Raw genomic sequence first — 12,266 nt, 5'->3', positions numbered from 1 at the left:
TCGCCCGCCCGTCCAGCTGGGCTCGTCGGTGCGGGCCCGCGCCGTACCGTCCGACGGCCGCCCCGTACCGTTCGGTCCTCCGGTGCCGCTCACGCGCTCACCTCCCGGCAGGCCCGGTAGAAGTCCCTCCAGCCGTCGCGCTCGCGGACCACGGTCTCGAGGTACTCCTGCCAGATGACGCGGTCGGCCGCCGGGTCGCGGACGACGGCGCCGAGGATGCCGGCGGCCACGTCACCGGCGCGCAGCACGCCGTCGCCGAAGTGGGCGGCCAGCGCCAGCCCGCCGGTGACCACCGAGATCGCCTCGGCCGTGGACAGGGTGCCGCTCGGCGACTTCAGCTTCGTACGGCCGTCGGTGGTGATCCCGTCGCGCAGCTCGCGGAAGACGGTCACGACGCGGCGGATCTCGTCGATGCCGTCCGGCACGGCCGGCAGGTCCAGGGAGCGGCCGATCTGGTCGACGCGGCGCGCGACGATGCCGACCTCGGCCTCGGGACTCTCCGGCAGCGGCAGCACCACCGTGTTGAAGCGGCGGCGCAGGGCGCTGGACAGGTCGTTGACCCCGCGGTCGCGGTCGTTGGCGGTGGCGATCAGGTTGAATCCGCGGACCGCCTGCACCTCCTCGCCCAGCTCCGGTATCGGCAGGGTCTTCTCCGACAGGATGGTGATCAGCGTGTCCTGCACGTCGGCCGGGATGCGGGTCAGCTCCTCGACGCGGGCGGTCATGCCCCGCGCCATGGCCCGCATGACCGGGCTGGGCACGAGGGCGTCGCGGCTCGGGCCGTGCGCCAGCAGCCGCGCGTAGTTCCAGCCGTACCGGATCGCTTCCTCCGGTGTGCCGGCCGTGCCCTGCACCAGCAGCGTGGAGTCGCCGCTGACCGCGGCGGCCAGGTGCTCGGACACCCAGGTCTTCGCCGTGCCGGGCACGCCGAGCAGGAGCAGGGCGCGGTCGGTGGCGAGGGTGGTGACCGCGACCTCGACGATGCGGCGCGGGCCGACGTACTTCGGCGTGATCACCGTGCCGTCCGGCAGCGTGCCGCCGAGCAGGTAGGTCGCGACGGCCCACGGTGACAGCTTCCAGCGGGGCGGGCGCGGGCGGTCGTCGTGCGCGGCGAGCGCGGCCAGTTCGGCGGCGAAGGCGTTCTCGGCGTGCGGGCGCAGCACCTCCGCCTCTCCCGCGTTCGCGGGCGCGGAGTGGCTCGGGCTCGGTTCGACGGACGTCGGTTCCACGGACACGGACATGGCTGAGGCCCCCTCCAGCTCGGCCGGTTCGGATCTGTCACCCACCGTGCACCACGGCACTGACAATGCGTCCTGACCTGTGGAAACGCTGTCGCGAGGCCGATTGTCAGTGGCAGGACCTACCGTCGACGGCATGACTCAGCAGGGGGTGCGCTGGACCGCGGACCAGGTGCTGGCACTGGCGCCTGACGACGCGTCACGCAAAGCGGGAAGCACACTCGGAGCGGCCGGGCCGTGGTCCGAGGCGGGGAGTTCCGACGAGGGGACGGTGTGGGGATTGTGCGAGGGCAGCGGCAGCAGGCCGTACCGGACGGTCGTCGACATCGCGGACGCGGCCCGGCCGGCGTACGAGTGCAGCTGCCCGAGCCGCAAGTTCCCGTGCAAGCACGCGCTCGGCCTGCTGCTGCTGTGGGCGGGCGATGACGGTGCGGTCGGCGCGGTACCGCCCGGGCAGGCGCCGGACTGGGCCGAGCAGTGGACGGCGGCCAGAAGGAAGCGGGCGGCGGGAAAACAGTCGGCCGGGGCGGCCGGGGCGACCGGGTCCGCCTCCGGCTCCGCCGACCCTCAGGCCGCGCGGCGCAGGGCGGAGCGACGGGCCGAGCGCGTCACCGCGGGGGCGACGGAGCTGGAGCAGCGCCTGGCCGACCTGCTGCGCGGCGGTCTGGCCACGGCCGAACAGGCGGGGTACGGGCTGTGGGAGGAGACGGCGGCCCGCATGGTCGACGCGCAGGCGCCCGGGCTGGCCGCGCGGGCGCGGGAGCTGGGGGCCATACCGTCGTCGGGGCCGGGCTGGCCGGTGCGGCTGCTGGAGGAGTGCGCGCTGCTGCATCTCCTGGGCCGGGGCTGGCTGGGCCGGGAGCGGCTGCCCGAGGGGCTGGCGGCGACGGTCCGTTCCCGTGTCGGCCTGCCGGCCTCCGCGGACGGGCCGGCGGTGCGGGACCGCTGGCTCGTCCTCGCCCAGTACGACACCGCGGACGCGAAGCTGACCACCCGCAGGATCTGGCTGTACGGCACCGGCTCCGGCCGTACGGCGCTGCTGCTCTCCTACGGCGCCGCCGGCTGCGCGCCGGAGCTCGCGCTGCCGGTGGGTCTGGCCCTGGACGCGGAGGTGTCCGCGTATCCGGGCGTGGGACAGCTCCGCGCGGCCCTGGGCGAGCGGTTCGCTCCCCCGGCACCCACGCGGACACGCCCGCCCGGGATGACGACGGCGCGGGCGGTTGCCCGCTACGGCGAGGCGCTGCGGGACGACCCGTGGCTGGAGTCGGTCCCCGTGACGCTCGGGGAGGTCGTGCCGGTCCCGGACGGCGAGTCCTGGCAGCTGGCCGACGCCGTCTGCGACTCCGCGCTGCCCCTCGCCCCCGCGGCGCGCACGCGTCCGGGCCTGTGGCGGCTGGTCGCCGTGTCGGGCGGCGCGCCCGTCACCGTCTTCGGGGAGTGCGGCCACCGGGGCTTCACTCCTCTGGCCGCCTGGCCGCGGGACGAGGGCGAGCACGAGGGAGAAATGGTGACGCTGTGCTGACGACATGTACACCATCTGTGACATTCGCCCTGGCGGCGAACTCGACGTGTCCGGCAAAGGGGTGACGTCCCGGCGAACGGCGGGGCACCGCCGGTGCAGCGGGAACCCTCACCCGAAAGGCGCAGAAGAGCGGGAGAATAACCCATCAACCCGTCTTTTCTCTCCTGAACCAGGCATTTGTTCCACCCCGTGGGAAACACGGTGGGCAGTGACCTTCCCACCACTTCCAGGCACCCGGCCACCGAAAGGAAGCTCATGATCAGGACCTCCGCTCCGGTGGAAGCGCCCGCCACGGGCGCCTGGGAGGAGCTGGTCACCACCGCCCTGCTCGGCACGGACCGGCGTATGCCCCCGGGCGGCGCGTCCGGCCGGACGGCCCCCGTGGCGCTGCTGGACGCGGCGGCCGTGCAGACCGTACGGCGGCGGGCGGGACTGCGCCCCGCGTCGGCGGCCGAACGCCCGGAGCCGGCCCCCGCGGACCCTCGTCCGCCGCTGCCCGCCGCGGCGGCCCGCAGGCTCGCCGTGCTGCTGACCGACCGGCCCGGCACGGCGGGCGGCGGCCGCAGGGGCACGGCACCCGACCTCATGGAACTGCTCCCCCAGTGGCTCGCGACGGCCAACGCGCGCGGGTACGCCGCTCCTCCGGAGGCGCTTCCGGCCCTGCTGGACGCGGCCCGGGGCCGCACCGACCTGCGTCCGGCCGCACTGGCCTTCGGCGGCCCGCGCGCGCTGTGGCTCGCCCGGCTCAACCCGGACTGGCGGTTCGCCCTGCGGGCCTCCCCGGGCGGTGACGCCGCGCTGCCCGGGCCGAAGGACGCGGACCGCGTCCGGAGGCTGTGGGAGGAGGGCCTGTTCGCGGAGCGGGTCGCGCTGCTGACGGCGATACGCGCGCGCAGGCCCGCGGACGCGCGCGAACTGCTCGCCACCACCTGGGCCACCGAGCGGTCCGAGGACAGGCTGATGTTCCTCGACTCCCTGCGGACGGGCCTGGGCCCGGACGACGAGCCGTTCCTGGAGCAGGCCCTGTCCGACCGCAGCCGCAACGTACGGGCCACGGCCGCCGAGTTGCTCTCGGCGCTGCCCGAATCCGCGCTCGCCGCACGCATGGCGGCACGGGCCGGGTCCTGCGTGGCCGTGGACCACATGCGCGGGACGCCGACGGTCGTCGTCGAGGCACCGCACGAGTGCGACGCGGGCATGGAACGCGACGGTGTCGTCCCCAGGGCGCCGACGGGACGCGGCGAACGGTCGTGGTGGCTGGGTCAGTTGGTCGAGGCGGCACCGCTCGGGACGTGGCACGCGCGGCTGGGCGGGCGCACGGCGCAGGAGATCGTGGCCCTGCCGGTCGCGGACGACTGGCAGGGCGAACTGCACGCCGCCTGGTGCCGGGCGGCGGTACGGCAGCGGAACGCCCTGTGGGCGCGGGCGCTCCTCGGGGCGCCCGCGGCACCCGGGGCCGGCGGGCCGGGCGCGGTCTCCCTGGCCGAGCGCGCCAAGCTGCTCGGCACGCTGGACGCCTCCGGACGGGCCGACTGGGTGGCCGGGTTCATCGCGGCACACGGGCTGTCCGAGGCTTTTCAGCTGCTCGGAGTGTGCGCGGTGCCATGGGCGGCCCCGCTCGGACGGGCGGTGGTCGACGCGCTCAACATCGCGCGGGACGCAGGGAGTTACCCATGGAGTTTCAGTGGAGTGATGGGACTGGCCGAGCGGTGCCTGGATCCCGCGGAGGGGAGTCGGCTGGACGGCCTGCTGGCGGTTCCGGACGAGGCGGAGGACGCGTCGCCCGGGGCCGGGGGGTACTGGGCGGAAGCGTTCCAGCGGCTGGTGACGACGTTGCGGCTGCGCTCCGCCATGGCCGAGGAACTGGGTTCGGCCCAGGCAGGCTGAGCGGCACCGGCTGCCGGGGCCGTCCCTGGGGGCTGCGCCCCCAGGACGGGCCGACCGCTCCCGGCCGGCGTCGGGTACTACGCCCCCGCCGGCTCGCGGACGTTCGCACGGACCCAGTCCACGATCGACTGGGTGGTCGCGCCCGGGGTGAAGATCTCCGCGACGCCCTTCTCCTTCAGCGGGGGGATGTCCGCCTCGGGGATGATCCCGCCGCCGAAGACCACGATGTCCTCCGCGTCGCGCTCCCGGAGCAGATCGATCACGGCGGCGAAGAGTGTGTTGTGCGCCCCGGAGAGGATGGACAGCCCGATCGCGTCGGCGTCCTCCTGGATCGCCGTGTCGACGATCTGCTCCGGGGTCTGGTGGAGGCCGGTGTAGATGACCTCCATACCGGCGTCGCGCAGGGCGCGCGCGATCACCTTGGCGCCCCGATCGTGGCCGTCGAGCCCCGGCTTGGCCACCACCACGCGGATCGGACCGGCTGCCACACCCATCACTGCCTCCATGAAGCGACTCCATCCATCCGTACCGACAAGTACCGCACAAGTGGGACGGACACCCCGCACCACACCGGCCGGGAAAGTGAACGAACGTTATCTCCAGCATCCCGCAACCGGCAGTTTCACGGTGCGGAGGGAGGGGGAAATCACACGGTGAGGCACTCCCCCGGACTCCGCGAGCAGGGGGGACCCACACAGCGGGAACCAGCGCAGCGGGAGCCGCAACGAGGTCGCCGCACCATCGCGCCGCAGGCCACGCGCCACGGTGGTACGGCGGATCGGAGAGGGCACGAAGGGCACCCGGGGCGGGTGCGGCTCGGCAGCACGCGGCCTGCCCCGCCGACCGCCCCCGCCGCGACTGCCCATGAGGGCACGCAGGGGACAGAGCCGTCCTCCCGCGTGCCGACAGGAGGTCGGCCATGAAGGTCACCAAGGTCGCAGACCCCATTCTTCCGCTCTGCCAGCGCCTGCTCCCGTGCAGGCTCGCGGGGCTCTCGCTGGCCCTCCTGAAGGCGACCGCCCTGGAGCTCGCGATCCTCGCGGGACACCTCCTCCTGTATCCCTCGGGCATCGTCCAGGAGCGCCGCTGCCAGGCCGGCCGGCTGCCCGCGCAGCACGGCGCCACCCAGCTGCCGACGGAGGCCAAGCCCCCGGTCGTGCTGCTGCACGGGTTCATCGACAACCGCTCGGTGTTCGTCCTGCTGCGCCGCAACCTCGCCCAGCACGGCCGACAGCGGGTGGAGTCCCTCAACTACTCGCCCCTGACCTGCGACATCCGCATCGCGGCCGAACTGCTCGGCCGGCACATAGAGGAGATCTGCGAGCGCACCGGCAGCAGGCGGGTCGACGTCGTCGGGCACAGCCTCGGCGGACTGATCGCCCGCTACTACGTGCAGCGGCTCGGTGGCGACCTGCGGGTCCGCACCCTCGTCACCCTCGGCACCCCGCACTCCGGCACCCGGGTGGCGCCGCTGGCCAACGCCCACCCGATCGTGCGCCAGATGCGCCCCGGCTCCGAGCTGATCGAGGAGCTGTCCCGCCCGGCGCCGGGCTGCCGTACGCAGTTCGTGAGCTTCTGGAGCGACCTCGACCACCTGATGGACCCGCTGGAGTCGGCCTGCATCGACCACCCGGACCTGCGGGTGGAGAACGTACAGGTGAGCGGAATCGGACATCTCGCCCTGCCGGTGCATCCCGCCGTCGCGACCGGGATACGGCAGGCGCTCGACACCGTACGGCCCGGCGACCCGTCCGTCGCGCGCGCCGGCGGTCTGACGGTGGCGTGACGGCACAACACGAGTCGAACAACCCTCGAACAAAAAGCCAAGGTCCTGTCGACGGACCGGCGAAACACGGCTGAATGCCCGTTTCCCGCGTTCGGGAAACCTGCCGAAGATTGTCGCGTCCGCATACCGCCGGGTACAGTCGCCGCACTGCTCTGCCAGCCCCTGTTGTCGAGGCGAAAGAGAAGTTGGTGAACGACCGTCACCCGTCGGGGAGCGTGGCCGCCCCGGCCCCGGCTTCCGATGCCGCCTCGACGCCCTGTGCGTCGTACGACGCACAGGAAGCCGCGTACGGCGACTTCACCGCCTACGGCGACTACGGCACCACCGGTTTTCAGACCGGCGCCTACGGCGCGGGGAGCTTCCCGGCCGACCCCCTCTTCGGCGGCCTTCCGGCCGACGGCACCCCCACCACGGGCTCCTACGACACCGTCCACTGGTCCACGGGCAGCCACCAGACGCTGCACGACGACCCGTACGCGGCCCAGCACCACACCGCCTACGACACCGGCGCGTACGACACGACCGCCTGGACGACGGGCTACCAGCAACCGGCCGCCGTACCTCATCAGTCCGGGCCCGTCGACACCGGCGCCCAGTGGGACGCGAGCGCCTGGCTGCAGCCGGACCAGTCGGCCGACGGCGGCACCCAGCAGTGGGACTGGAGCACGCAGACCTTCGACACCGGCGCGTACGACGCCACGCAGTGGAACAGCGCCGGCGCCACCACGGCCGCCGAGGACTTCGACGAGCCCGACCCGCACGAGCAGCACGAGCAGCACGGCGGAACCCCCTCTGCGAAAGAGGGGTTGGCAGCCACCGGCGAGATGCCCGCGATCCCGTCGCTGCTCGACGACGAGGAAGAGGTCACCCCGGCTCCGGCCCCGGCCTCACGAGCCGCCTCCCGCGGCGCCGGCCGCTCCCGGCGCCGTCCCCCGGCCAAGCGCTCCGCGCTGCTCACGGTGGCCGTGCCCTCGGTCTGTGTGATGGGCGTCGCGGGCATCGCCGCGGCCTCCGTGGGCGGACTGACCGACGACGACAAGGACACCTCGGCGGCCGCGGCCGACGCGCCCCCGGTGAAGGTCTCCACCGCCAACGCGAAGCTGGACACCCAGCTGCGGAACGTGTCCGCGGGTGCGAACGACTTCGCCGGCCGGGCCAGCCGCTACCAGGAGCGCATCGACCTCAAGGCGCAGCAGGCCGCCGAGCTGAGGAAGGCGGCGGAGGAGGCGGCCCGCAAGGAGCGGCTGCGCCCCAAGTTCGCCCTTCCCGTCCTGCCGAGAGGACTCAGCGCCTACTACGGCCAGGCCGGCGTGAACTGGATGTCCGTGCACACCGGCATCGACTTCCCCGTTCCGTACGGGACGACGGTGATGGCCGCCACCGACGGCACGGTCCGCACGGAGTGGAACAGCGCGTACGGCAACATGATGATCGTGACCGCGATGGACGGCACGGAGACGTGGTACTGCCACCTCTCCAGCTACCGGGTTCCCTCCGGTACGGCGGTCAAGGCCGGAGACCCGATCGCCTACTCCGGGAACTCCGGCAACTCCACCGGCCCGCACCTGCACTTCGAGGTCAGGCCTGGCGGGGGGTCGCCCATCGACCCGCTGTCATGGCTGCGCAGCCACGGCATCAACCCGACGTAGGCCCCCTCTCCCCTCTCCGCTACAGCTTCTCCACCGGCGCGTACCGCAGCAGCAGCCGCTTGGGCTTGGCGTCGCCGAAGTCGATCGTCGCCTCGGCGTTGCCGCCGGTGCCCTTGACCGCGACCACCGTGCCCAGGCCGAACTGGTCGTGCGTGACCCGGTCGCCGACGGCGAGGGACACCACCGGCTTCTCCGAGGTACGGCGGGTGGCGAACCCCGAGGCGCCGGACGCCGAGGAGCGGGACCGGGACGACGACAGCGAGGCCGCCACTCCGGACACGGGACCGGAGGACAGGGGCGCCGAGCCGCCCGTCCGCTTCCAGTCCACGTGCACCGGCGGGATCTCCTCCAGGAAGCGGGAGGGCGGGTTGTACGACGGCTGTCCCCACGCGCTGCGCATCGCCGAGCGCGTCAGGTACAGCCGCTCCCGCGCGCGTGTGATGCCGACGTAGGCCAGGCGCCGCTCCTCCTCCAGTTCCTTGGTCTGGCCGAGGGCGCGCATGTGCGGGAAGACGCCGTCCTCCATGCCGGTGAGGAAGACCACCGGGAACTCCAGGCCCTTGGCGGTGTGCAGGGTCATCAGCGTGATGACTCCGTCGCTCTCGTCCTCGTCCGGGATCTGGTCGGAGTCGGCGACCAGCGCGACCTGCTCCAGGAAGTCGGACAGCGCGACCGACTCGCCCTCCCCGCGCTCCTGCTCGAACTCCAGGGCCACGGCGGCGAGTTCTTGGAGGTTCTCGATGCGGGTCTCGTCCTGCGGGTCGGTGGAGGCCTGCAACTCGGCCAGGTAGCCGGTGCGTTCAAGAACGGCCTCCAGGACCGTGGCCGGTCCGGCGCCGGACTCGGCGATCGTCCGCAGGTCCTCCATCAGCGTGTTGAACCGCTTGACGGCGTTCGTGGAGCGCGCGGCCATGCCGTACGCCTCGTCGACGCGGCGCAACGCCTGCGGGAAGCTGATCTTCTCGCGCTGGGCGAGGGCGTCGACCATCGCCTCGGCGCGCTCGCCGATGCCCCGCTTGGGCACGTTGAGGATGCGCCGCAGCGGGACGGAGTCCTCGGGGTTGGCCAGCACGCGCAGGTAGGCCAGGACGTCCCGGACCTCCTTGCGCTCGTAGAAGCGGACGCCGCCGACGACCTTGTAGGGCAGGCCGACGCGGATGAAGACCTCTTCGAAGACGCGGGACTGGGCGTTGGTGCGGTAGAAGACGGCGACGTCACCGGCCTTGGCCTCGCCCGCGTCGGTGAGGCGGTCTATCTCGTCGGCGACGAACTGCGCCTCGTCGTGCTCGGTGTCGGCGACGTACCCGGTGATGCGGGCGCCCGCGCCGGCGTTGGTCCACAGGTTCTTCGGGCGGCGGGACTCGTTGCGCTCGATGACCGCGTTGGCGGCGGACAGGATCGTCTGCGTCGAGCGGTAGTTCTGCTCCAGCAGGATCGTCGTCGCGTCCGGGTAGTCCTCCTCGAACTGGAGGATGTTGCGGATGGTCGCGCCGCGGAAGGCGTAGATGGACTGGTCGGCGTCACCGACCACGCACAGCTCGGCGGGCTGGAGGCCGTCCTCGGTGGTCCCGACGAGTTCCCGTACGAGGGCGTACTGCGCGTGGTTGGTGTCCTGGTACTCGTCGACGAGCACGTGCCGGAAGCGGCGGCGGTAGTGCTCGGCGACGTCCGGGAAGGCCCGCAGCAGGTTGACCGTCGTCATGATCAGGTCGTCGAAGTCGAGGGCGTTGGCCTCGCGCAGCCGCGACTGGTAGAGGGCGTAGGCCTGGGCGAGGGTCTTCTCGAAACCGTCGGTGGCCCGGTCGGCGAAGTCCTCCTCGTCGATCAGCTCGTTCTTCAGGTTGCTGATCTTGGCGCTGAAGGACTTGGGCGGATAGCGCTTGGGGTCGAGGTCCAGGTCGCGGCAGACCAGGGCCATCAGACGCTTGGAGTCGGCGGCGTCGTAGATCGAGAAGGAGGACGTGAAGCCGAGCTTCTTCGACTCCCTGCGCAGGATGCGCACGCACGCGCTGTGGAAGGTCATCACCCACATCGCGTTCGCGCGCGGGCCGACGAGTTGCTCGACGCGCTCCTTCATCTCGCCGGCGGCCTTGTTGGTGAAGGTGATCGCCAGGATCTGGCCGGGGTGGACGCCCCGCTCGCCCAGCAGGTGGGCGATGCGGTGCGTGAGCACGCGGGTCTTGCCGGAGCCGGCGCCGGCCACGATGAGCAGCGGGGAGCCGGAGTGGACGACGGCGGCGCGCTGGTTGTCGTTCAGCCCCTCCAGGAGCGCGGCCGGGTCCACGACCGGGCGGGGGGCGCCGTCGCGGTAGTAGGCGTCCCGCTCGTAGGCATCCGGGTCCGGGGGCACGTCGAACTTCCCGCCGAACAGATCGTCCGGAACCGGCTCCGGAGCGTGATCGTCCTCGGGCGGCGGCGGGGGCTCCTCCTCGTGGCCGCGCGGGGCCTGGAGGTTCGCCAGGAAGCTGTCGTCAAAGAGGCTGCTCATCGCTCTACGAGTCTAGGGTGCCCCACCGACAACCCGTGGCCGCCCCGGAAAGATGACCCCTTCCGCCGGGCCGCGCCCTCCCCCGGACCGCGCCGACAGCGAGGTAACGAAAACATATCGGAACCGTATCGGACATACTGCGCACTGAACTTCACACAAGTCACACAAGTTGGTTAGCGTGCCGTCCGGCCGCACGACCCCCCACCGGCGAACGTCACCGGACGATGCGGCCTCCGCCGAGCCGTGAGCCGACCCGGCAGGCGGACGACGGAAGGAGCCGCCCCCTTGGCGTCGCACCGCAAGGCGCATCCTGCGGCCACGCGCGTAAGCCCCGCGCCGGCCACGGCCGCCCTGGCCTCGGCGGCCCTGGTCTCCCAGCCCTCGGGGGCCGCCCCCTCGGACGACGGCGGCAGGCCGAGCCTCGAAGAGGTCGAGAGGAAGCTCGACTACCTGTACGGCCGCACCGGTTCGGCGACCGTGCGGCAGACCCCCCAGGGGGAGCAGGAGAAGCAGGAGAAGGGGACACGGCAGCGCGGGCGGGTCGCGGCGCTGCTCGACGACGTCGCCAAGCGCGCCGACGTGCTCGGCAAGGCACGCCAGAGGAGGGGTTCGTTCACGGCGGCCCCGTACCGCACCGGTGACACCGCCCCCGAGATCGCCGCCCTGCTGCTCGCGGAGACCCCGCAGGGCTACTTCGACCAGGCCCAGGTGATGAGCCGGCTGAACGCGCGCCACAAGGGCCTGGCCGGCGGCCGGGCCACGCGGCCTGCCGCGCCTCCGCGGCCGTGGGAGGCACCCCGGGCCCCCGAGCCGCCGGCGGAGCCGCAGTACGACATCGCGGCGGCCAAGGCCGCCATGCAGAAGAAGCTGGCCCACGCGCGTGTGCTGCTGCCGGCGGCGACCGCGTGGGAGGCCGCGGCCCCGGAGCCCCTGGAGCCGACCGGACCGGGACTGCCCGACCCGGCTCCGTCCGGGCCCGCGTGGTCCGGGCCCGCGCCATTCGAACCGACGCCGTCGGGACTCGCGCCAGCCGGGCCTGCGTTGCCCGGCCCGGCGCCATCTGGGCCTGCGTTGCCCGGCCCGGCGCCATCCAGCCCTGCGTCCCCCGGCCCGGCGCCGGACTCCGCGTACGCGACGTACGCGACCAAGGCCGGGAAGGCGCTCGCCTTCGCCCGCGCGCAGGTCGGCAAGCCGTGCGTCTGGGGTGCGTCCGGCCCCGGGTCGTACGACTGCTCCGGCCTCACCCAGGCCGCGTGGAGGGCCGCCGGCGTCACCCTGCCCCGTGCCACCCGCGACCAGGCCAACGCGGGGACCGCGGTTCCGCTCGCCGAGGCGCGGCCGGGCGACCTCGTCTTCCTCGCCTCCCCCTCCGGCGACACCGACCACGTCGGCGTCTACGCCGGCGACGGCGTGATGATCCACGCCCCGGGACCCGGCGCCTACGTCCGCGAGGAATCGATCCGCCACGACGGCGAGACGTCCGTCCACCACGTGGTGCGCCCTGCCTGAAAGGGATGCTCTTTCGCGTGCACCCGCGCGCGTGCCCCGCCCGCGCGGCGCGCGGAGGTACTTAGTGGTTCGGACCGGAAGTCCTTCGGGGGTTGATCATGTAGCTGGCTCGGCGGAGGATTCTTCGTGGTGATCGGTGGTGTGCCGGTCGAGTCTGGCCAGCAGATCGTCCAGGTCGGAGGTGGTG

Annotated in this window: 8 protein-coding genes; 5 read left to right on the top strand and 3 right to left on the bottom strand. The window is 73.0% G+C overall.

The annotated features are described in order from the left end of the window. Nucleotides 1-89: 89 nt before the first annotated feature. Nucleotides 90-1,241, bottom strand: a complete 1,152-nt coding sequence (locus C1I97_RS19655; protein ID WP_111004529.1) for an ATP-binding protein — start codon at nucleotides 1,239-1,241, stop codon at nucleotides 90-92. 133 nt (nucleotides 1,242-1,374) lie between these two features. On the opposite strand from C1I97_RS19655, the gene C1I97_RS19650 reads away from it, so the two are divergent. Together C1I97_RS19650 and C1I97_RS19645 are read left to right on the top strand one after the other, a co-directional pair. Then, nucleotides 1,375-2,760, top strand: a complete 1,386-nt coding sequence (locus C1I97_RS19650; RefSeq protein WP_111004528.1) for an SWIM zinc finger family protein — start codon at nucleotides 1,375-1,377, stop codon at nucleotides 2,758-2,760. Between the two features lie 255 nt (nucleotides 2,761-3,015). Next, complete coding sequence (locus C1I97_RS19645) at nucleotides 3,016-4,647, top strand: DUF5691 domain-containing protein (RefSeq protein WP_111004527.1); 1,632 nt, start codon at nucleotides 3,016-3,018, stop codon at nucleotides 4,645-4,647. A gap of 77 nt (nucleotides 4,648-4,724) precedes the next feature. Here the strand turns inward: C1I97_RS19645 and C1I97_RS19640 are convergent, their stop codons facing one another. Then, nucleotides 4,725-5,141 carry a cobalamin B12-binding domain-containing protein gene (locus C1I97_RS19640; protein WP_111004526.1) on the bottom strand — a complete coding sequence of 139 codons (417 nt, stop codon included), beginning with the start codon at nucleotides 5,139-5,141 and terminating at the stop codon, nucleotides 4,725-4,727. Nucleotides 5,142-5,566: 425 nt separating this feature from the next. Between C1I97_RS19640 and C1I97_RS19635 the strand changes: the two genes are divergently transcribed. Both C1I97_RS19635 and C1I97_RS19630 read left to right on the top strand, forming a co-directional pair. After that, entirely contained in the window at nucleotides 5,567-6,433 is an 867-nt protein-coding gene (locus C1I97_RS19635) for an esterase/lipase family protein (RefSeq protein ID WP_111004525.1), read from the top strand. A 74-nt stretch (nucleotides 6,434-6,507) separates the two neighbouring features. Next, complete coding sequence (locus tag C1I97_RS19630; RefSeq protein ID WP_111004524.1) at nucleotides 6,508-8,082, top strand: M23 family metallopeptidase; 1,575 nt, start codon at nucleotides 6,508-6,510, stop codon at nucleotides 8,080-8,082. 19 nt (nucleotides 8,083-8,101) lie between these two features. Here C1I97_RS19630 and pcrA read toward each other — a convergent pair whose 3' ends face one another. After that, entirely contained in the window at nucleotides 8,102-10,570 is a 2,469-nt protein-coding gene (gene pcrA, locus C1I97_RS19625; RefSeq protein ID WP_111004523.1) for a DNA helicase PcrA, read from the bottom strand. Between the two features lie 285 nt (nucleotides 10,571-10,855). Here pcrA and C1I97_RS19620 point away from each other — a divergent pair, with 285 nt between their 5' ends. Further along, on the top strand, nucleotides 10,856-12,079 hold the full coding sequence (locus C1I97_RS19620) for a C40 family peptidase (RefSeq protein WP_111004522.1): 1,224 nt from the start codon (nucleotides 10,856-10,858) through the stop codon (nucleotides 12,077-12,079). The last annotated feature ends 187 nt before the right edge of the window (nucleotides 12,080-12,266 follow it).

This window comes from Streptomyces sp. NTH33 (assembly GCF_003236365.1).
Lineage (GTDB): Bacteria > Actinomycetota > Actinomycetes > Streptomycetales > Streptomycetaceae > Streptomyces.
Note: the sequence above shows the minus strand (reverse complement) of the source record. Positions and strands in the feature narration are given on the sequence as shown.